Raw genomic sequence first — 20,289 nt, 5'->3', positions numbered from 1 at the left:
CGCTTCAACGGACCCTCCCTCTATAGGCTGGCGGACATGAGTGCGCCTGCCGAGCTCACGCCAGTGAGCCCCGACGTCGATGCGGTGGTCGCGCTGTATCCGCGGGCCCAGGTGATCGCGCAGGCCTGGCAGGAGCTGGGCGACGGCGTCGCCCCGTTCAGCAACGGTTCGGGCCGCCCGCTGGCGCGCACGATGAAGCTGATCCTCGACCCGCTGGTGATCCGTCCGGTGCAGAATCCCGGGCTCGCCGGTGGCACGCTGACCGCTGAGGCCGCGGACGAGCTCCGGGACCGCATCCGCGCCGCCAGGGTCGAGCTGGCCGCGGCATCCGCCTGGTTCCTGGAGCTCAAGGCCGCCAGACGACGCCTGCGCATCACCGACGGCAACCCGCAGGAGAAGTACTTCCAGCGCTGCTACGAGCTCGCCCGCAACGCGGGGGCCCCGAACGCGGATGCGGATGCCGTGGCCCTCGAGGTCGTGTCCGAGATCGCACAGGCGTCCGGCGACTCGCTGCTCGCGCAGGTGCGGCAGCTGCTGCGCGACGAGGACCAGACACCGCGCCTGGTCGCCGAGCTCGCACAGGCCTGGGCATCGCGCCCGGTTCCACCGAAGCATCGCGTCCCCGACGACGCGATCGCGGGCGCGCTGGACGACTGCACCGGTGACGGCTACGGCGGACGCTTCGCCGCTCTGGTCGACGCGGATGCCGGGTCGACGGCCGCCGCCGCGCTCGACGACGACGGCGCGGCCCGGGCGCTGGGCCTGACACGGAACCCCGCGCCGCCGCTGCCGCCGCTGGGCGGGACCGCGTCGAAGCGCGATCTTCCACTCCCCTTCGACCGGTCGATCTTCGAGCGGCTGTTCGCCGCGCTCGCCGGCGGCGCCGCACCCGATCTGGCCGTCGACGCCCGCGGGCTCGTCGAAGAGGAGATCCTCCGGTCGGCGCGCGCGTGGGAGCTCGGCGAGGAGGAGAGTCGGGTGGCCATGGTGCTCGGCGTCGAGGCGAGTCGTGCGCTCGATCCCGCGGAGGCCGGCGAGGCACAGCAGGCGACGGCGGCGCACCGGCGGCTCGCCGCGCGCTGGCGACGTGAGGCCTATGTGCGGCGCGCCCTGCGGCTGCCGATCGAGTTCAGCGGGGTTCCGGCATCCGTCGTCGCCGACATCCGCGACGTGCGCCGCGGCTATCTGCGCCGGCTCTGGGTGCGGTTGCACGGCCGCGAGCTCCGCGAGCAGGCGATCGCAGCCGGCGACCTGTGGGATCTGCTCGACGGCGTGCTCCGCTCGGTCGTGATGGATCAGCGTCAGCGGCTGAAGGTCGCGATGGGCCGCGGAGCACTTGAGACCACCGGAACGGAGGCGGCATGAGCACGCTGATCCGGGTGCGTGACGGGTTCGCGCACGTCTCGTCCGGCGTGGCCGCAGCCGAGGACCCGTCGTTCCTGACGGCGGTCGTCGAGGGCGCCGGCGCGCTGCTGCACTGGGACGCGACCGCGGGAGCACAGCGGCCGGACGCGGACATCCATGACATCGACGCGGCGGCCGGATGGCTCGCCGACGTCTACGGTCCGGCAGTGGCCGCTGCCGCGCGGACCGGCGCGGAGGCGGTCGTCGAGATCGCGGCATCCGAACCCGGCATCGTCGAGGCGGTGCTCCGACTCGGGCACCTGACCTGGGCGCGCTCGTGGTGGCCGGCAAGCGCCCGGATCGCGGCCCTCGACCCCGCCCTGCTCGCCGCCGAGATCGCCCTCACGAGCCACGCGGTCTCGCATCTCCTCGACGACGAGGATGCCGTCGAGCACGCCCTGCGGGAGGCGGTCGATGCCACCTCCGCCCTCGCGGCACTGCCGCTCCCCCTCACTGCCGACGGTGCGGCGGTATCGACCGCTCTGGCCGAGCTGGCCGAGGACCACGGCGTCGCCCTCCGCCCCGTGACGACCACCCAGGAGGCGATGATCGCCCGGGAGGAATGGGCGCTCGCCGCCGGCGGTACAGGCCCCTCCGCGGCCGGGATCGAGCTCGCCAGCGGGACGGCTCCCGTGCGGTGGGCCGACGTCCCCGCCCAGTCGGTCGACGCCGAGGGCGAGGCGCGCTGGTCGCTGCGGCAGCACGACGGCCGCACGACGCTGCACGTCGAGGTCCCAGCCGTCGACGCCGAAGGCGCGGCGACGACGCTCGAGGCCCGGTTCGGACCGTCGGATTCCGCGGTCGACCTCGCTCTCGAACGCGTCGGCGCCCAGTTCATCGGGGAGACCGGTGTGCCGGCATCCGTCGCCTTCCTCCCCCCGGGCGCACGCACCCTCTGGGTCCACGATCCGGTGCTGGCGCCGTCGCCGGGAGCGCCGGAGAGCGCCGAGGCCCGCGAGCGCGTGATCCGGTTCGCCGCCGATCGCCTCGAGTCGCCGAGCGCATCGCTCGCGGAGCGCAGCGCAGGGGCGGGCCGGTGAGCGACGAGGACGCCCGGCCGCCGAGCGCGATCCGTGGACGCCTTCCGGCGACGGCGCGCTGGAAGGCCGGGCGCGACATCAACAACGCGGCCGCGATGCTGCTGCACGAGGGGCGTGTCAACGAAGGGGCCGTGAAGCTGCGCGAAGCGGTGGCGCTCACGCGCGTGGATGACATCGACGGCGAGGGGCTCGACCTCCGCGCGCGAGCCCTGTTGAATCTGGCCTCCGCCCACGAGTTCGGCGGGGACCTCGACGGCGCCCTCCGCCTCACCGACGAGGGGCTCGATGCCGCGGCGCAGACCATCGCCCTCATCGGCGATGAACGTGCGACCCGCACCGTGCAGATCAACGGGATGCTGTCGCGCGCGCAGACCCTGACGCTCATGGACCGGCTCGACGATGCGCTCGACGGCATCGCCGACGCCGAGGCGCTGCTCGACGATCCTGCCGGAGACGAGGTCGACCAGCGCGACCTGCTCGCCTTCGCGGTGCACAACGCCCGCACCGCGGCGCTGATCATGACTGGGCGCCTGCAGGAGGCCGAGGACGAGGCGAAGCGCGGCCTGGCCATCGCCGTGACGGTCGGCCCCGAGCTGTCGGGACACGCGTATGCGAACCTCGGCGTGATCGCCCAGCGCACCGGCGACGATGCCGCCGCGCGGGAGTATCTGCAGCTCGCGCAGCACGCCCAGCAGCTCGGCGGCGACGCCACCGGCCGGCAGCTCGCGGTCGAGAATCTCGCGCGGGAGGCGATGCAGGCGGGTCGGCACCGCGAGGCCGAAGACGGATTCCGGAAGGCCGCAGAGCTCGCCGGACGGATCGGACTGAAGACGCGCCTCGCCGCCAGCCGCACCGGTCTCGCCGCCGTGCAGCTGCGGGCCGGTCGCGCCGGCGCGGCGGCCAAGACCCTGCGCGTCCTGCTGACCGACCTCGGACAGGATGCCGCGGTGCACGAGCGACTCGAGGCGCAGGCGTTCCTGGGCGACGCCGAGTCGGCACGACACCGGTATCCGGCGGCCGACGAGGCCTACCGGGCGGCCCTCGACCTCACCCGTTCCGCGAGCGAGCGGGCGCGGGTGAATCTGCGTCGCGCCGAGATGCACGCCGAGTGGGCCGCCATGTCGTTCACCCCGCGGTCGCGGATGCAGCGCCTGGAGAAGGCGCGGGATCTGGCCATCCCCGTCCTGCTCGTCACCGAAGCGCTCCGCGACGGCTTCGCCCCCGGCGGCACGCGCGAACGCTGGAGCCTGCAGGTCGCGGCGCCCGCGCGCGAGCTGGCGTTCCGGCTGGCGCGCACGCTCGGGGACGCCGCGCTGCTGTTCGAGCTCGTGGAGAACGCGGCCGCGGCTGTCACGCTGCAGGCGGTCGCCGAGTCCGCCGACGCCGCGCCCTCCGCCGGCACACTGCTGCCCTTCCCGATCCCTGAGCCCCCGTCGGCCCCCGACGCGCCTTCTGGCGACCTCGACGAGCTGCCCGCCGCGGCCGCCGGGCTGACAGGCGGCGCGTCGGCGACGGCATCCGTCCGGTTCGCCCCGCCGCCGCGCGTCGTCGCGATGCCGGGGGCAGCTCCCGTGCTCGACGCCTGGATCGACGCGGCGGAGGCCGAGTACGGTCTGACGCTGCGCTCAGCGACGATGGTGGCGGCGTGGTGAGCGGCAACTGGCGCGATATCCCGCAGCTGGGCGCTCCGATGCCGATGACGCGGACCGACGGCGATGCCGTGCTGACCGATCTGCCTCCCGGCGTCCGTCCGACCGCCCGGCTGCGCTACATCGACGCCGACGACCTCCTCGTGAGCTGGGTGTGGGAGCACCAGCGCAGCTCGCCACGGATGACGATCGTCCCGCGCGCGCATGTCGCACCCGTCATGGACGAGCTCGCGCAGGCGCTGCCCTCCCCCCTGCCGGGCGAGAGCGGGCTTCAGGCGCTGCAGCGCGCACTCACGGATGGTGCGCTGCTCGATCCCGAGCGCGAGCAGGCCCTCGCCGCGCTCCTGACATCCGTGCTGGTTCCGCAGTGGCTGGGCTCCGAGCTGAACGCGCTCGAGCAGGCGGGAAGGCGGCCGCACCTCCGCATTCAGCTGTCGCCGTCGACCGCCCAGGTTCCGTGGGAGCTGATCAGCACCGCGGGCGATGAGCGCGGCATCGACATGGCCGACGTCTCGGTGCTCCTGCCCGCGACCCTGCGGAACGACGCTTCGAGGGCGGTGTCACCGTGGTCGGCTTCGTCGGCCGTGGCGGCCGTGCTGGATCCGGTGGTTCCCGGCTTCTCGTCGACCGGCGAGCTGGGGAGCGTGCTGGGTCCCGTGTCCGCGGGGTCGCCACTGGAGCGGGCGATCGCCGACCTCGGACCCCGGCGGGTGCCGTTCGGCGAGGCCTTCCGCCGGGCGGACATCGGCCGGCTCGCTCTCGCGGATGCCGTGGTCGATGCGGGGAGACTCCTCTACGTCGGGCACGTCACCGCCTCGACGCACGCCCTGGACGCACGGCTGCATCTGTCGGACGGCGCGGATGCCCCGGGCACCACCCCGATCATCGGAGCGCATCGGCCGTACTCCGCCGCCGAGATCGCGCTGGGCGGAGCAGGTCTCGCACCTCTCCGTGCACCGAACCGGGTGGCACTGATCGCGTGCGACTCGGGGACCGACCTGCGCTTCGCCGAGCCGACCGGACTCGTGGCCGCCTTCCTGCACCGCGGCGCGGAGTACGTCACGGCCACCCGCTGGACCCTGCCGACCGAGGCGGGGCTGCGCCGTCTCGTGCCGGGTCTCGGCGATCACGCCGAGGGGATGCTGACCGAGGCGATCGTCGCCGTGAACGCAGCGCACGAGCAGGACGACCCGATCAGTGCGCTCGGAGCCTGGCAGCGAGAGCGGCGGGAACTCTGGACCTCGACCGGCGACCCTCGTCACTCGCCGATCATCTGGGCCGCGTTCGCGACCGCGTGGGCCCCGGCACCGGCACGGCTCTGACGGCAGGTCTCACACCCGTCTCGATCTCATCGCCTTCGTGTGGGCGAGCGCGGGGTCGGCGGCGAGCAGCTCGTACTGCTCGGCTTCGCGTGGCACGAGCGCCACGCGGCCTTCGGCGTCATGATGGATGCCCCAGCCGTAGCGCTTGCCGAGGGGCGAGGAGCGCAGACACGGCTGCCCCTTCGAGAAGAACTCCTCGCGTGCCGCGGCGTCGTCGACGGCGATGCCCCGTCGGAGTGCATGCGTCTCGAAGATCACGTCGTCGGAGGTGCGGCTGTAGGGCTGTTCCACGATCAGGCGATGATGCAGGGCGGCGATCGACGGCGACTCCGCCAGCGGCGGCTCTTCCGCGTGGTCGGTGGGGCAGTCCTCTGCGACCTCGATGAAGGTCTCGCGATAGTTCGTCGTGTGCGTCGCCATGGCCTCAGCATCGCGCACAGGTCGGACATCCGTCGAGTGCTCCGTCAATCCCTTCCCCGATGTCGGTGGTCTCGGGGAAGATGGACGGATGGGGGATGTGCTCGAGCGCTTCACTCCGGCCACGCAGGACTGGTTCCGGGGTGCGTTTCCCGCGCCCACGCCCGCGCAGGCCGGCGCCTGGGATGCGATCTCGGCCGGCAAGCACGCGCTCGTCGTCGCACCGACCGGTTCGGGAAAGACCCTGTCGGCCTTCCTCTGGGCGATCGACAGCGTGTTCCGCGAGCGCCTCGACCCTTCGACAGGCTCAGGGACCCAGGAGAAGCCGTCGAAGCCCAAGAAGGATGCCTCGCGCACCCGCATCCTCTACATCTCGCCGTTGAAGGCGCTCGGCGTCGATGTCGAGCGCAACCTCCGTTCGCCGCTGATCGGCATCGGCCAGTACGCGCGACGCCTCGGCCTGGCCGCTCCGTCGGTCACGGTCGGCGTCCGGTCGGGCGACACCACCTCGAGCGACCGACGCAAGCTCGTCTCCGATCCGCCCGACATCCTCATCACGACCCCCGAATCGCTGTACCTGATGCTCACCAGTCGCGCCGGCGAGACCCTGCGCGACGTGCACACCGTGATCATCGACGAAGTGCACGCGGTCGCGGCGACCAAGCGCGGTGCGCACCTCGCGGTGAGCCTGGAGCGCCTCGACGCCCTGCGCGCCTCGCACGGCAACGAGACGGCGGCGCAGCGCATCGGCCTGTCCGCGACGGTGCGCCCGATCGACGAGGTCGCCCGCTTCCTCGGGGGTTCGGCCCCCGTCGACATCGTCGCGCCTCCGGCATCCAAGACCTTCGAGCTCTCGGTGGTCGTGCCGATGGACGACATGACCAATCCCCCGCCGCCGCCCGGCCCCTCGACAAGCTCAGGGACCCAGCCGACGGAAGACGCCGAGTACACCGAGGTCACCGGTTCCGTCTGGCCGCACGTCGAGGAGGCGATCGTCGACCGCATCCTGCAGAACAACTCGACGATCGTGTTCTCCAACTCGCGGCGTCTGGCCGAGCGGCTGACCGGCCGCCTCAACGAGATCTACTCCGAGCGCATCGGGGCCGCGCTGCCTGCAGCCACGGTCCCTGCCGCGATGATGGCGCAGGCGGGCGCGACCGCCGGCGCCGATCCGGTGCTCGCCAAGGCGCACCACGGCTCGGTCTCGAAGGAGCAGCGTGCCCAGGTCGAAGAGGAGCTGAAGTCCGGAGTCCTGCGCTGCGTCGTCGCGACGAGCAGCCTCGAACTCGGCATCGACATGGGGGCGGTCGATCTCGTGATCCAGGTCGAGGCGCCGCCGTCCGCGGCATCCGGCCTGCAGCGCGTCGGCCGGGCCGGGCACCAGGTCGGCGAGATCAGCCGCGCGGCTCTGTTCCCCAAACACCGGGGCGACGTGCTGCACACCGCGATCGTCACCGAGCGGATGCTCGCAGGCAGGATCGAGGCGATCCAGGTGCCGCGCAATCCGCTCGACATCCTCGCCCAGCAGACCGTCGCGGCGAGCGCGCTCGGCGCCATCAGCGTCGAGGAGTGGTTCGAGACGGTCCGCCGCTCCGCGCCCTTCCAGTCGCTGCCGCGCTCGGCGTACGAGGCGACTCTCGACCTTCTCGCCGGTCGCTTCCCCTCCGATGAGTTCGCCGAGCTCCGGCCCCGGCTCGTCTGGGACCGCGATGCCGGCACGCTCACCGGGCGGCCGGGGGCACAGCGCATCGCCGTGACGAGCGGCGGCACGATCCCCGACCGCGGCCTCTTCGGCGTCTTCGTCGCGGGCGAGGGCGCCGGCCGCCGCGTCGGCGAGCTCGACGAGGAGATGGTCTACGAGTCGCGGGTCGGCGACGTCTTCACGCTCGGCACCACGAGCTGGCGGATCGCCGAGATCACCCACGACCGCGTCAACGTGATCCCGGCCTACGGCCAGCCGGGCAAGGTGCCGTTCTGGCACGGCGACGGCATCGGGCGGCCCTTCGAGCTGGGCGAGGCGCTCGGGAAGTTCTCCCGCGAGGTCGCTGCGGCGACCCCCGAGAAGGCGGCGCAGCGCCTGATCGAGGCCGGCCTCGACGAGCAGGCGCGGACCAACCTCATGGCGCATCTCACCGAGCAGCGCGAGGCGACCGGAACCCTGCCGACCGATCGCACGCTCACCGTCGAGCGCGGACACGACGAGGTCGGCGACTGGCGCGTCATCCTGCATTCGCCCTACGGCATGAAGGTGCACGCACCCTGGGCCCTGGCGATCAACGCCCGCATGCGGGAGCGCCTCGGCGTCGAGGGCTCCGCGGTCGCGAGCGACGACGGCATCATCGTGCGCATCCCGGATGCCGAAGCCGAGCCGCCCGGGGCCGAACTGTTCGTGTTCGACCCCGACGAGCTCGAGGTCCTCGTCACGCAGGAGGTCGGCGGCTCCGCGCTGTTCGCATCCCGCTTCCGCGAGTGCGCGGCGCGCGCCCTGCTGATGCCGCGGACGAACCCGAACCGCCGCAGCCCGCTCTGGCAGCAGCGCCAGCGCTCGGCCCAGCTGCTCGAGGTCGCGCGACGGCATCCGACGTTCCCGGTGATCCTCGAGACGCTCCGCGAGGTGCTGCAGGACGTCTACGACCTCCCCTCACTGCGCAAGCTCGCGACCTCGATCGCCGACCGGCGCATCCGCCTGGTCGAGACCCAGCCGGGCCAGCCCTCGCCGTACGCCCGCGATCTGCTGTTCGGCTACGTCGGCGCTTTCATGTACGAGGGCGACTCCCCGCTCGCCGAACGCCGGGCCGCGGCGCTCTCGGTCGACCCTGCCCTGCTCGGCGAGCTGCTGGGCACGGTCGAGCTACGGGAGCTCCTCGACCCCGACGTGATCGCGCAGTTCGAGCGCGAGGCGCAGCGCCTCGACCCGGAGCGGCGGGCGCGCGGACTCGAGGGCGTCGCCGATCTCCTGCGCATGCTCGGCCCCCTCGACGCCGAGGAGGTCGCCGCGCGCCTCGACCCCGACACCGTCACGTCCTCGGCATCCGCCCTTCTCGATGACCTGGTCTCGGCGCGACGGGCGATCCCGGTGACGATCGGCGGGGTGAGCCGGGTCGCCGCGATCGAAGACGCCGGGCGCCTGCGCGATGCTCTGGGCGCAGCTCTTCCCACCGGCATCCCCGTCGCGTTCCTCGAGCCGATCGCCGACCCGCTCGGCGACCTCGTCGCCCGGCACGCACGCACCCACGGCCCCTTCACGACGGATGCCGTCGCCACCCGGTTCGGCATCGGCTCGGCCGTCGCCCGGCACACCCTCCAGCGTCTCGAGAACTCCGGCCGACTGACGAGCGGCTACTTCCTGCCGGAGGCGGCGGGCTCCGCCTCCGACATCGAATGGTGCGACACCGAGGTGCTGCGGCGGCTGCGCATGCGGTCGCTCGCCGCGATCCGCGGATCGGTCGAGCCGGTCTCCCCCGATGCGTACGCGCGCTTCCTGCCCGACTGGCAGCACCTGGGGCGCCCCTTGGAGGGGCTCGACGGCGTGCTCACCGTGATCGAGCAGTTCGCGGGCGTGCCCATCCCCGCGAGCGCCTGGGAGTCGCTGGTGCTGCCGTCGCGGGTGCGCGACTACTCCCCCACCATGCTCGACGAGCTGACGACGGCCGGCGAGGTGATCTGGTCGGGTCACGGCACGCTTCCCGGACGCGACGGCTGGGTCTCGTTGCACCCGGCCGACCTCGCGCCCTTCACGCTCCCCGAGCCCGATGCCGAGCTCGCGACCGACTCTCTGGAGGCGCGCGTCCTGGCCGCGCTCCAGGCGGGCGGGGCGTACTTCGCGAGCCAGCTGAAGGAGATGGCCTCGGCCGAGAACGAGCAGTCCGTGCTCGAAGCCCTGTGGAACCTCACCTGGTCGGGGCATGTCACGAACGACACGTTCGCACCGATCCGCTCCCTGCTCGCCGGCGGCTCCCAGGCGCACAAGGTCACGCGCCGCGCCCCCCGTGCCCGCACCTACCGGGGCATGTCTCTCACCCGCACTGCGCCGCGCCCCACCTCGATCGGCGGCCGCTGGTCGCTGCTGCCGACGATCGAGACGGATGCCGCCCGTCGCGCGACCGTGACCGCCGGACTCCTGCTCGACCGGTACGGCGTCGTCACACGTGGTGCCGTGCAGTCCGAGGGCGTTCCCGGCGGATTCGCCCAGGCGTACCGGGTGCTCGCCGGCTTCGAGGAGGCCGGCCACTGCCGCCGGGGCTACGTGATCGAGCGGCTGGGCGCGGCGCAGTTCGCGGCATCCGCCACGGTCGACCGCCTGCGCACCTATGCAGGTCTCGCCGATCCGCCTCCGCGCAACGCCGTGACTCTCGCCGCGACAGACCCGGCGAACCCCTACGGAGCCGCACTCGGGTGGCCCAAGCGCGACGAGGTGTCGCACCGGCCGGGGCGCAAGGCCGGCGGCCTGGTCGTGCTCGTCGACGGCGCGCTCGTGCTGTATCTCGAGCGCGGCGGCCGCACCGTGATCTCGTTCACCGACGACAGCGACGTGCTGCGCGCCGCAGCATCCGACCTCGCGGCGACGGCCCGCGCCCGCCGTCTCGATACGCTCACGGTCGAGAAGATCAACGGCGAGGGCGTCTACGGCACGGATCTGGCGCTCGCGCTGCAGGAAGCCGGCTTCGTCGCGACCCCGCGCGGTTACACCCTGCGCAAGTCCGTCTGAACCTCGGAGTGGTACCATATCTGGTACGAGAAGGGACCTGACATGGCCATCACCACCAGCGAAGCACGACGAGACCTCTTCGGGCTCATCGAGCGGGTGAACCTCGATCACTCCGAGGTGGAGATCACGTCACGCCGGGGTTCTGCCGTCCTCATGTCGAAGGCCGAGTACGACTCGCTCATCGAGACCACGCACCTCCTTCGGTCTCCCGCGAACGCGAACCGCCTCCTGTCCGCCCTCGCGGCCGCCCGGGCGGGCGACGTCGCGGAGCACGACCTTTCTGAGGCATGACCCAGCGACTCCTCGTCTGGACCGCCGAGGGGTGGGAGGACTACGTCTACTGGCAGACGCAGGATCGACGCACTCTCAAGCGCATCAACCTGCTCATCGCAGACGTGCTGAGAGACGATCCGTTCGAAGGGATCGGGAAGCCCGAGCCGCTGAAGCACGTGCTGGCAGGGGCCTGGTCGCGGCGCATAGACGAGACGAACCGACTCGTGTACACCGCGACGGATCACCACGTCACAGTCCTGCAAGCCCGCTACCACTACTGACGCCTACGCTGAGAGCCATGATCAGAGAGTTCGCCGCCGGCATCCGCACACTCCTGCGCGGGTTCGGCCTGTGGCGCACCCGCCCTGGGCTGATGAACCTCGGGCTGATCCCCGCCATCATCACGATCGTCGTCCTCGGTGCCGTGCTGCTGCCCCTGGCCCTCAACATGACCTCGATCGCGGCCTGGATCACGCCCTTCGCCGAGGAGTGGCCGGCGCCCTGGAAGGGCCTGGTCCGCGGTGCGGTCGGCTTCGTGGTGGTCGTCGCGTCCCTCGCCCTGGCCAGCGCCGTGTTCACCGCGCTGACCCTGACGATCGGCGACCCGTTCTACCAGCGCATCTGGCACGCGGTCGAGGTCGAGCTCGGCGACGCGCCGCCGGAAGACGGCGGCGGGTTCTGGAGCACGGTCGCTGAAGGCCTGCGGCTGGTCGTGCTCGGCATCCTGATCGCGATCCTCGTCCTGCTCATCGGCCTCATCCCCGCCGTCGGCGGCTTCCTCGGGCCGGTGGCCGGCGTGGTCCTCACCGGACGGCTCCTCGCGCGCGAACTCACCGGCCGCGCCTTCGACGCCCGCGACCTCTCCCCCGCCGACCGCGCAGCCCTGTTCTCGGGCAGCCGGGCCCGCGTGCTCGGGTTCGGGGTCGCGACACAGCTCTGCTTCCTCATCCCCGGCGGCGCCGTCGTCGTCATGCCCGTCGCGGTCGCCGGCAGCACGATGCTCGCGCGCGACATGCTCGCCCGCACGCCGCTGCCTTCGGGGTCGGACCCTTCGACAAGCTCAGGGACCCAGAACTCGAGTTCAGGGACCCAGGCCTCGAGCTCAGGGGCCCAGGCCACCGGCTCAGGGACGCACTCCCTTCCGCCCCGCACGGGAGCGGTCTGATGCCGGAGGGCGACACCGTCTTCCGCACGGCGCGGCGCCTCGACGACGCGCTGGCCGGCGGCGAGGTCACGCGCTTCGATCTGCGCGTGCCCCGGTTCGCGACGCTCGATCTCACCGGTCAGCCCGTCCACGGCGCGGTGTCGCGCGGGAAGCATCTCCTCCTGCGCATCGGCGACAGCACACTGCATTCCCATCTGCGCATGGACGGCGCCTGGTTCGTCTATCGTCCGGGTGAGAAGTGGCGGCATCCGGCGTTCAAGGTCCGGGCGATCGTCGGCACGGCGGAGCGCGAAGCCGTCGGCGTGGACATCGCCGAGATCGAGGTCGTGCCGACCCGAGACGAGAGCGAGCTCGTCGGATATCTGGGACCCGATCCCCTCGCCGATGACTGGGACATGCCCGAGGCCGTCCGCCGCCTCGGCGCCGACACGCGCAGCATCCACGTCGCCCTCCTCGACCAGCGCAACGTCGCAGGGTTCGGCAACGAATACGCCGCGGAACTCCTGTTCCTGCGCGGAATCCTGCCGACCACTCCGACACCGGAGGTCGACGTCACCGCCCTTCTCTCCCTCGGCGTCCGCACGATCCGCGCCAATCGCGATCGCCCCTCCCGCACGTTCACCGGGATCGATCGTCCCGGCCAGGCCGCGTGGGTGTACGGACGGTCCGGCCGCCCCTGCCGACGCTGCGGAACGAGAATCCTGCGCGGCGAGCTCGGCGCCGATCCCACCCGCGAACGTGTCACGTTCTGGTGCCCCTCCTGCCAGCGGTGAACCCCACCGCCTGACCCCCTCGAACGACATCCATCCGCGGGAATGAATCCGCGCCTCCAGTGGTTGTTGATATATCCGGGGAAACTCCGGAACACGGGAGGAATCGTGGGCAAGAACTACGTCGACATCGAGAACGACCAGGGAGCGACGCTGCGGTACCGCAAGCACGCCAACGGTCGCGGTCTCGTCGCGCATGGAGCCAAGGTGCACCCGAAGGCGCACATCGAGGCCGGCGCGTACATCGAACCCGGAGCGCGCATCGGCGCGGGAGCGACCATCGCTCGTGGCGCATGGATCGAACCGGATGCCGTCATCGGCGAGGGTGCGCACATCGAAGCGCACGCGCACATCGGTCAGGGTGCCGCCGTCGGCGACAACGCATACGTCGGTGTCCGCACCGAGGTCGGACCCGGAGCGCGCATCGTCCGCGGCGCGCGGATCGGCGACGACGAGACGGTCGCCGCAGGGCTCACCGTCGCGACGACCTCGAAGGGCCTCTGGCTCGCCGCCTGAGCGCGCGAACACAGCCGCCGACTGTCAGAGCAGGCGGCGCTCCGACGCCCACACGGTGAGCTCGTGCCGTGAGGAGAGCTGCAGCTTGCGCAGCACCGACGACACGTGCGTCTCGACCGTCTTGATCGAGATGAACAGCTCCGAGGCGACCTCTTTGTAGGCGTATCCGCGGGCGATGAGTCGCATGACCTCCTGCTCGCGCGCCGAGAGGCGGTCGAGCTCATCGGTCGCGGTGGCGATCTCGCCGGCGACGGCGCCGAACGCATCGAGCACGAAACCGGCGAGCCGCGGCGAGAACACCGCGTCGCCGCCGGCCACCGCATGCACGGCACCGCTCACCTCGGCGCCCGACGAGCCTTTCGTGATGTAGCCGCGCGCTCCGGCACGGATGACACGCACGACGTCGGCAGCGGCATCCGACACGCTCAACGCCAGGAAGCGCGACGACGTCGGCATCGCGCCGCGGATCACGGACTCCCCGCCGGTGGAGTCGTCGCCGCCTCCGCCAGGAAGGTGCACGTCCAGCAGCACGACGTCGGGCTGCGTCTCACGGATGACCGCGATCGCCGAGGGCACATCGGCAGCCTCTCCGACCACGTCGACGCTCGCATCGAGGTCGGCACGGAGCCCCGAGCGGAAGATCGAATGGTCGTCGACGATCACGATCCGGATGCTGTCAGCCACGCTCGTCCTCCTCGCTCTGCGACGGGCTCGCCGGCTGCGGGGTCGATCCGCCGCGTGGCCCCGTCGTGATGCGCAGATGCACCTCGGTCCCGTTCTCGTCGCTGCGCAGTGTGCCGGAGCCGCCGGCGCGCCGCATCCGTCCGATGATCGACTCGCGCACGCCCAATCGGTCGCTCGGCACGTCGTCGAGCCGGAATCCGGTGCCGCGATCGCGGACGAACACGTCGACGCCGGTCGCACTGCCCTCGATGTACACCGAGATCTCCCCCTCGGCATGCCGTGCGGCGTTCAGCATCGCCTCGCGGGCAGCCGCGGCGAGCTCGCCGCTCGCGCGTTCCGTGGACAGCCCGGCCGATACGACGTCGATCCTCACCGGGTAGTCGAGTTCCAGGCCTCCGGCGTAGTCGCGCAGGTCCGTCGCCAGGTCGCTGTCGGCCGGGGCATCGCCGTCGTAGAGCCAGGCGCGCAGCTCGCGCTCTTGCGCTCTCGCCAGACGAGCCGCCTCGCTCGACGCCCCCGCCCTGTTCTGGATCAGCGCGAGAGTCTGCAGCACGGAGTCGTGCAGATGCGCGGCCATCTCGCTGCGCTGCTCTTGGCGGATGCGACGGACGCGTTCTCCGGCCAGCTCCCGCCAGCGCGGGATCAGGGTCGAAGAGATGACGGCGAGGAGCCCGGCGAGCGGGATGAGCACGAGGGCGACGCTGCCGACCGGCCTCGTGAGGAGCAGACCGAACGTCACCGCGAGGAGCAGGATCGACAGGATGCGGAGGATCGTCGTGTGCCGCGGGCCTCTGGCCGTGTCGGTGCGGTCGATCAGGGTGGCCCAGAGCCCCGCACCGGCGGCGAGCGCGACGGTCGCGGAAACCACCACGGCAGAGGAAACCACCACGACAGCGGCATCCGACGGCATCTCTGCGCGGACGTCATCAGCGCTGTGCCCCCCGAGAGCGACGAGCAGCACACCGAGCACGGCGGGGGCGAGCAGCAGCCAGGCCACCGGCATCCGTCTCGTCGGCGTGCCGTCCCCCTCCGCCCATGGCGTGAACGTCCAGCACCAGGCGTAGAGCAGGATGCCGGCACCCCCGCACATCGCGAGGGCGAGGAACAACCCGCGCACCATCCACACGGGAACGCCCAGGTGACGGGCGAGGCCGGCGCTCACGCCGGAGACCAGGCAGTCGCGATCCCGCGTCAGCGGGGGCCGCGGAGGTCGCTCAGGCACCGCGACGCGAGAGGGTCGCGCGGGGGCGGGCGCTGAAGAGGACATGTCGACATCCAATCATCCGGGCCGCTCATCCGGGGCCTCCCCCGAACAGAATCAGGGGGCGCTCAGGGGTTCCCCCCATGGCAGGACAGCTGCCGCTGCCGCCAGGATCGAAGCATGACGATTCCGACTGCGCCTCCGCCCCCCGCCGACCACGCCGATCCCGGCGTCGGCTCCTCGGGTCCGGTCGCCCCTCACGGCGCCGAGCGCTTCCTCCTCTGGGTCGCCGGTCTCGGCGTCGCCCGCTCGGACGGCTGGCTCGGCGGAGTCGCGGCCGGCATCGCGGCGCGGCTGCGCATCGATCCGCTGATCGTGCGCGGCGTGCTCGTGGTCGCGGCACTGTTCGGTCTGCCCGTGATCTTCCTCTACGCCCTCGCTTGGGCCCTGCTGCCCGATATCGATGGACGGGTCCACCTCCGCGATCTGCTGCGGCAGGAGTACCAGCCCGTCCAGCTCGGCATCCTCGGGATGGCGGTCGTCGGTCTCATTCCGACGGCGCCGCTCACCGGCCGACTGTTCGGTTTCGGCTATGAGAGCTGGTCGGCGCTGGCGCTGTTCGGCTGGATCGTCGGCCTCGTCGTCGTGGGCGGTCTGCTCTTCCTGATCGTGCGTGCTGCGAGCCGCACCCCGGGTGCTTCCGCGCCTGATCTGCCGATGGCTTCCGCAGATCAGGCGGCCCCGGCCGCGTCCGTCCCCCTCGGCGGTTCGGGTACCGCCGAGGGGGCGGACGCCACATCCGCATTCTCATCCGTCCCTGCCTCCGCGGTCGGGCCGACGACCGACGTCGAGGGAGCGACCCCTCCCGCGCCTCCGGCACCGCTGCCCGCCGGCGTCCAGGACCCGGCAGACGTGGCCGCGTGGCGTGTCCAGCACGCGGCGTGGAAGGAGCAGGACCAGGCCTGGCGCCGTCAGCAGCAGGACGCCGAGCGCGCAGTCAGGGACCAACTGCGCCGTGAGCGTCAGGCGGAAGCCGCGGTGTTCGCCGTGGAGGCCGCCGAGCGCCGCCGCATCCGCCGGGCATCGAACCCTCGCGCCGGCTTCGCGATCGTCGCATCCGTGATCGGTCTCGCCATCGTGACGGGGGCCGCGGTCGGGCTCTGGAGCGGCGCAGACGGCACAGGCGGCGCGCTCGGCCTGCTGTCCGCGGCACTGGTGCTGGCGCTCGGGATGATCGTGGCCGGTGCGTTCCGCCGGCGGAGCGGCTTCCTCGCCTTCACGACCGTGCTCACCCTGGCGGGCGGGCTCGTGGCCGGCGGCTTCTCCGCCTTCTCGGACGTGACCCTGGGCTGGGCGTCGATCTCCAACAACGAGGCCGCACAGGTGCGTCAGCCCTTCGGAGACCTCTCGGTCACCCTCAACCAGCACGACGACGGCCCGCGCCCGATCGTGATCGAGAAGGGCACCGGCAGCACCTGGATCTCCGTCGACCCCGGTGTGCAGCTCGACCTGCGCGCCACGGTGGGCACGGCGACCGTGGAGTGGCACCGCGTGGAAGCCGACACCGGCATGATCATCGACAGCGGAACCTGGACACCCACCGAGCAGGGCGGCGATTCGGTCGTCTCCGAGAGCATCGGCGCGGAGAACGCGCCGACGACCACCGTGCAGCGCGTGACGATCGATCAGCGCAACGGCGACATCTCGATCACCGTCATCGAGCCCGAGAAGGAAGACGAACGATGAGCACCTCGACCCCCCTCGCCGCGACGACCGGCCCCGCACCTGCCGCTGACTCGACGATCACGCGCCCCCGCACCCGATGGGCGGCCATCATCTGGGGCGCCCTGTTTGCCGCGGTGGCAGCGGGCGCGCTCTGGCTGCTCTCCGCTGACGACCGTCGCGCGGGCGTCGCCGACTGGACGACGTCTCTGAGTCCGACCACGATCAGCGCCCTGCTGATCCTGACCATCGGCGTGTTGCTGCTCGTCGCCGGCGCTTCCGCGCTGGTCCGCCGGGCGCAGCGCGGGATCGCGGCCCGCAGCGAGCAGCATCCGCTCGGCCACGTTCCCGCCGATTAGCCGCCCTCGCGCTGCATCTCTGCGGCCATCTCGACGTTCTGCGGCCGCATTCTGCGGAATCGGCCGCAGAACTCGCGGATGGCCGCCTTCGTGTACCCAGCCGGGCCGTCTCGCCGCCGGGTACCCTGGACCCCATGGCGAAGCAGGCACGACGACCCGGCCGCGGAACCGGCAAGCCGACGCCCGTGCGGCGGAACAAGGCCGCCCCCGCCGAGCGGTTCCCGCCGCCGAAGCCCCCGCGCAAGACCGCGAGGACGGAGCAGAAGGTCGTCTTCGACGCCCCGTCCGCCGAGTCCGATGAGCCGCGCACGTTCCGTCTCGGCGTCGTCCCCGGCGCGACGCCCGGCAAGTGGATCGACGCATGGAAGCAGCGGATGCCGCGGGTCCCGCTCGAGCTCGTCCCGATCGAGGTCGCCGGGCAGCGCACCGCGATCGACGACCTCGATGCGGCCCTCGTGCGGCTCCCCCTCACCGACTCGTCTCTGCACATCATCCCCCTCTACGACGAGGTCCCCGTCGTGGTCGCCGCCGCCGATTCGCACCTCATGGCCGTCGACGAGCTCACGGCGACCGATCTGGAGGGCGAGGTCCTGATCCCCCTGACCGACGACGTGCTCGGCCCGCTCGATCTTCCGGGCACCCGTCCGGCGACGTTCGCACCGCTGCCGACGGACGAGGCGATCGCCACCGCGGCATCCGGGGTCGGCATCCTGATCGTGCCGATGTCGCTGGCGCGCATGCACCACCGCAAGGATGCCGACCACCGGCGTCTGGTCGACGGCCCGCTGTCGACCGTGGCCCTGGTCTGGCCGCGCGATCGCACCACGCCGGATGTGGACACGTTCGTCGGGATCGTGCGCGGACGAACCGCGAATTCCTCCCGGTGACGTCGGCGGCGGGCACACCACCGCGCGATCGTTAGAATCTCCTGATGGCCTCGCTTCTCTACGTGTGCGTGCGACCCGAGACCGGGGCGGCGGATGCCGAGCACGCCTCGTTCCGGCGGGCGCTCGGCGCCGACGTGGTCGACCGCCTCGATCTGCTCCAGGAGCCCCTCGACCCGGCGCGCCTGCGTGGCTACCGCGGCGTGGTCGTCGGCGGGTCCCCGTTCAACGTGACGGACGACGCGAAGTCTCCGGTGCAGCGGCGGGTCGAGGCGAATCTCGAGGCGCTCGCGCACTCGGCCATCGCCGGCGAGATCGCGGTGTTCTTCACCTGCTTCAGCATCGGCGTCGTCACACGGATGCTGGGCGGCGAGGTCGTCACGGACAGGCCCGAATCGGCCAGTGCCGCCGTCATCGACACCACTCCCGAAGGCGCGGAAGATCCGATCTTCGGGCCCAGCGGGCGAGCCCTGACCGTGTTCACGGCGCACAAGGAGAGCGCGGCGAGCACTCCGCCCGGAGCCGTGCTGCTGGCGACGAACGAGGCCTGCCCCGTGCAGGCGTACCGCGTCGGCACTCATCTGTACGCCGCGCAGTTCCATCCGGAGCCCACGCCGCGCGACTTCGCCGACCGCATGACGTTCTACCGCACGACCGGCTACTTCGACCCCGACGAGTTCGATCGGGTGCAGGGCCAGGTGCTCGCGGCATCCGTCACCGAGGGCGCAGCCCTGCTCCGCCGGTTCGCCGAGACCTTCGCCTAGTCGACGCCTCCGCGCAGCAGGGGCACCCGTTCGCGCAGGTATGCGTCCAACGGCATGAATCCGCCGGCGGCGCTCCAGCGCACCGAGGGAACTCCGTCGATCAGCGCGAGCGGACCTGATGCCACTCCGGCATCCACCGCGTCCACGTCGATCACGCTCCAGCCGACGTGCACGACATCGCCCTCGGCGAATCCGCCGCGCAGCGCCTCCGCCCGCCGCTCCGCCCGCGCCCGCGCCGACTCGGCGGTGTAGCCACGGCGTCCGGGGTCGGCCGCCCGCAGCACCTCGGCGGTCGCCAGGGCGTGCGTCTCGGTCAGGAGCAGAGCGCCCAGGTGCCAGGCCTCGCCGACACGCACGATGCGCCGGCCGCGCCAGCGGGACTCGCGCTCTTCACCGAGCCCCTCCTTCGGCGCGCCGGCGAGCTCCTGCACGGCCTGCGTGAGAAGTGCGCTCGTCGTCGTCACCGCTCCAGAGTAGCGACCGGGCTCGCGCGATTAGCCCGCCGGTGTGCATCCACGGCAGAATCGATGCACACCCTCGAGGAGTCTCCATGTCTCAGCCCGATACCGCCCGCCTCCTGATCGCCTGCGACGACCAGCCCGGCATCGTCGCAGCGGTGGCCGGCGTGCTCGCGCGGCACGGCGCGAACATCATCTCGCTCGACCAGCACTCGACGGACTCGGAGGGCGGGCGCTTCTTCCAGCGCACGGTGATCCACCTCGACGGACTCGCTGCCGCACGTCCTGCCCTGGAGGCCGACATCGCCGTGGTCGCCGAGCGCTTCGGCATGGAGTGGTCGCTCCACGACGTCGCCCGTCGCAAGCGCGTCGCGATCTTCGTCTCGAAGTACGACCACTGCCTGATGGAGCTGCTGTGGCGCACGCAGCGCGGGCAGCTCGACATCGACATCACGATGGTGGTCTCGAACCACCCGGACCTCGCCGAGTCGGTGCGCTCCTTCGGCGTGCCGTTCGTGCACATCCCCTCGGGCGACAAGGAGCTCATGGAGCAGCGCCAGCTCGAGCTGCTGCAGGGCAACGTCGACCTGGTCGTGCTCGCCCGCTACATGCAGATCCTCACCGACGACTTCATCGAGCGGCTCGGTGCTCCGGTCATCAACATCCACCACTCCTTCCTGCCTGCCTTCATCGGCGCCAACCCGTACGCGCGGGCGAAGGATCGCGGAGTGAAGCTGATCGGCGCGACCGCGCACTACGCGACGGCCGACCTCGACGAGGGACCCATCATCGAGCAGGACGTCACGCGCGTGACGCACTCGGAGTCCGCGGCTCAGCTGCAGAGCCGCGGCGCCGACGTCGAGCGCCAGGTGCTCGCCCGCGCCGTGCAGTGGCACGCCGAGGACCGCGTGATCGTGCACGGCAAGTCCACCGTCATCCTCTGACGCGACGGA

The 20,289-nt window shown here is 71.9% G+C and carries 19 protein-coding genes; 15 read left to right on the top strand and 4 right to left on the bottom strand.

The genetic code is table 11. The features are described from left to right. The first annotated feature begins 36 nt into the window (after window positions 1-36). From ABD648_RS17065 to ABD648_RS17050, 4 genes are read left to right on the top strand one after another with little or no spacing between them, the layout of a single operon-like run. Window positions 37-1,365, top strand: coding sequence for a hypothetical protein (locus ABD648_RS17065; protein ID WP_282216157.1), 1,329 nt, complete (start codon window positions 37-39; stop codon window positions 1,363-1,365). Beyond that, the gene (locus tag ABD648_RS17060; RefSeq protein ID WP_282216156.1) at window positions 1,362-2,444 is read left to right on the top strand and encodes a hypothetical protein; all 1,083 of its coding nucleotides are present in this window, start codon (window positions 1,362-1,364) and stop codon (window positions 2,442-2,444) included. Before ABD648_RS17065 ends, ABD648_RS17060 begins: the two co-directional genes overlap by 4 nt. Then, window positions 2,441-4,096, top strand: a complete 1,656-nt coding sequence (locus ABD648_RS17055; protein ID WP_282216155.1) for a hypothetical protein — start codon at window positions 2,441-2,443, stop codon at window positions 4,094-4,096. The genes ABD648_RS17060 and ABD648_RS17055 overlap by 4 nt, the downstream gene beginning before the upstream one ends. Next, on the top strand, window positions 4,090-5,415 hold the full coding sequence (locus tag ABD648_RS17050; protein ID WP_282216154.1) for a CHAT domain-containing protein: 1,326 nt from the start codon (window positions 4,090-4,092) through the stop codon (window positions 5,413-5,415). Before ABD648_RS17055 ends, ABD648_RS17050 begins: the two co-directional genes overlap by 7 nt. Window positions 5,416-5,424: 9 nt before the next feature. Here ABD648_RS17050 and ABD648_RS17045 read toward each other — a convergent pair whose 3' ends face one another. Beyond that, window positions 5,425-5,835, bottom strand: a complete 411-nt coding sequence (locus ABD648_RS17045) for a DUF6157 family protein (RefSeq protein ID WP_282216153.1) — start codon at window positions 5,833-5,835, stop codon at window positions 5,425-5,427. A gap of 88 nt (window positions 5,836-5,923) precedes the next feature. Between ABD648_RS17045 and ABD648_RS17040 the strand changes: the two genes are divergently transcribed. From ABD648_RS17040 to ABD648_RS17015, 6 genes are all read left to right on the top strand, one after another. Then, window positions 5,924-10,540, top strand: coding sequence for an ATP-dependent helicase (locus ABD648_RS17040; RefSeq protein WP_282216152.1), 4,617 nt, complete (start codon window positions 5,924-5,926; stop codon window positions 10,538-10,540). Between the two features lie 42 nt (window positions 10,541-10,582). Then, entirely contained in the window at window positions 10,583-10,831 is a 249-nt protein-coding gene (locus ABD648_RS17035) for a type II toxin-antitoxin system Phd/YefM family antitoxin (RefSeq protein WP_282216151.1), read from the top strand. Then, window positions 10,828-11,094, top strand: a complete 267-nt coding sequence (locus ABD648_RS17030; protein ID WP_282216150.1) for a Txe/YoeB family addiction module toxin — start codon at window positions 10,828-10,830, stop codon at window positions 11,092-11,094. The genes ABD648_RS17035 and ABD648_RS17030 overlap by 4 nt, the downstream gene beginning before the upstream one ends. 17 nt (window positions 11,095-11,111) lie before the next feature. Then, window positions 11,112-11,978: an EI24 domain-containing protein gene (locus tag ABD648_RS17025; protein ID WP_282216149.1), complete on the top strand. Its 867-nt coding sequence runs from the start codon at window positions 11,112-11,114 to the stop codon at window positions 11,976-11,978. Next, window positions 11,978-12,751, top strand: a complete 774-nt coding sequence (locus tag ABD648_RS17020; RefSeq protein WP_282216148.1) for a DNA-formamidopyrimidine glycosylase family protein — start codon at window positions 11,978-11,980, stop codon at window positions 12,749-12,751. Before ABD648_RS17025 ends, ABD648_RS17020 begins: the two co-directional genes overlap by 1 nt. A gap of 105 nt (window positions 12,752-12,856) precedes the next feature. Then, on the top strand, window positions 12,857-13,264 hold the full coding sequence (locus ABD648_RS17015; protein WP_282216147.1) for a DapH/DapD/GlmU-related protein: 408 nt from the start codon (window positions 12,857-12,859) through the stop codon (window positions 13,262-13,264). A gap of 24 nt (window positions 13,265-13,288) precedes the next feature. Here the strand turns inward: ABD648_RS17015 and ABD648_RS17010 are convergent, their stop codons facing one another. Both ABD648_RS17010 and ABD648_RS17005 read right to left on the bottom strand, forming a co-directional pair. Beyond that, on the bottom strand, window positions 13,289-13,948 hold the full coding sequence (locus ABD648_RS17010; RefSeq protein WP_282216146.1) for a LuxR C-terminal-related transcriptional regulator: 660 nt from the start codon (window positions 13,946-13,948) through the stop codon (window positions 13,289-13,291). Continuing rightward, window positions 13,941-15,215 carry an ATP-binding protein gene (locus tag ABD648_RS17005; protein ID WP_282216145.1) on the bottom strand — a complete coding sequence of 425 codons (1,275 nt, stop codon included), beginning with the start codon at window positions 15,213-15,215 and terminating at the stop codon, window positions 13,941-13,943. The genes ABD648_RS17010 and ABD648_RS17005 overlap by 8 nt, the downstream gene beginning before the upstream one ends. A 114-nt stretch (window positions 15,216-15,329) precedes the next feature. On the opposite strand from ABD648_RS17005, the gene ABD648_RS17000 reads away from it, so the two are divergent. The 4 genes from ABD648_RS17000 (at window position 15,330) to ABD648_RS16985 (ending at window position 18,878) form a co-directional block, all read left to right on the top strand. Further along, window positions 15,330-16,895 (top strand): PspC domain-containing protein, encoded by a 1,566-nt coding sequence (locus ABD648_RS17000; RefSeq protein ID WP_282216144.1) that lies wholly within the window; start codon window positions 15,330-15,332, stop codon window positions 16,893-16,895. Next, on the top strand, window positions 16,892-17,230 hold the full coding sequence (locus ABD648_RS16995; protein ID WP_282216143.1) for a hypothetical protein: 339 nt from the start codon (window positions 16,892-16,894) through the stop codon (window positions 17,228-17,230). Before ABD648_RS17000 ends, ABD648_RS16995 begins: the two co-directional genes overlap by 4 nt. Window positions 17,231-17,364: 134 nt before the next feature. After that, window positions 17,365-18,117, top strand: coding sequence for a LysR family transcriptional regulator substrate-binding protein (locus ABD648_RS16990; RefSeq protein WP_282216142.1), 753 nt, complete (start codon window positions 17,365-17,367; stop codon window positions 18,115-18,117). A 44-nt stretch (window positions 18,118-18,161) separates the two neighbouring features. Beyond that, window positions 18,162-18,878: a glutamine amidotransferase-related protein gene (locus ABD648_RS16985; protein ID WP_282216141.1), complete on the top strand. Its 717-nt coding sequence runs from the start codon at window positions 18,162-18,164 to the stop codon at window positions 18,876-18,878. Here ABD648_RS16985 and ABD648_RS16980 read toward each other — a convergent pair. Beyond that, window positions 18,875-19,342: a glutaminase gene (locus ABD648_RS16980; protein WP_282216140.1), complete on the bottom strand. Its 468-nt coding sequence runs from the start codon at window positions 19,340-19,342 to the stop codon at window positions 18,875-18,877. The two genes, ABD648_RS16985 and ABD648_RS16980, sit on opposite strands and share 4 nt — an antisense overlap. Window positions 19,343-19,428: 86 nt before the next feature. Here ABD648_RS16980 and purU point away from each other — a divergent pair, with 86 nt between their 5' ends. Continuing rightward, window positions 19,429-20,280 (top strand): formyltetrahydrofolate deformylase, encoded by an 852-nt coding sequence (gene purU, locus ABD648_RS16975; RefSeq protein WP_282216139.1) that lies wholly within the window; start codon window positions 19,429-19,431, stop codon window positions 20,278-20,280. The last annotated feature ends 9 nt before the right edge of the window (window positions 20,281-20,289 follow it).

This window comes from Microbacterium luteolum (assembly GCF_039533965.1).
Classification (GTDB): Bacteria; Actinomycetota; Actinomycetes; order Actinomycetales; family Microbacteriaceae; genus Microbacterium; species Microbacterium luteolum.
This window is presented reverse-complemented; position numbering and strand designations above follow the sequence as displayed.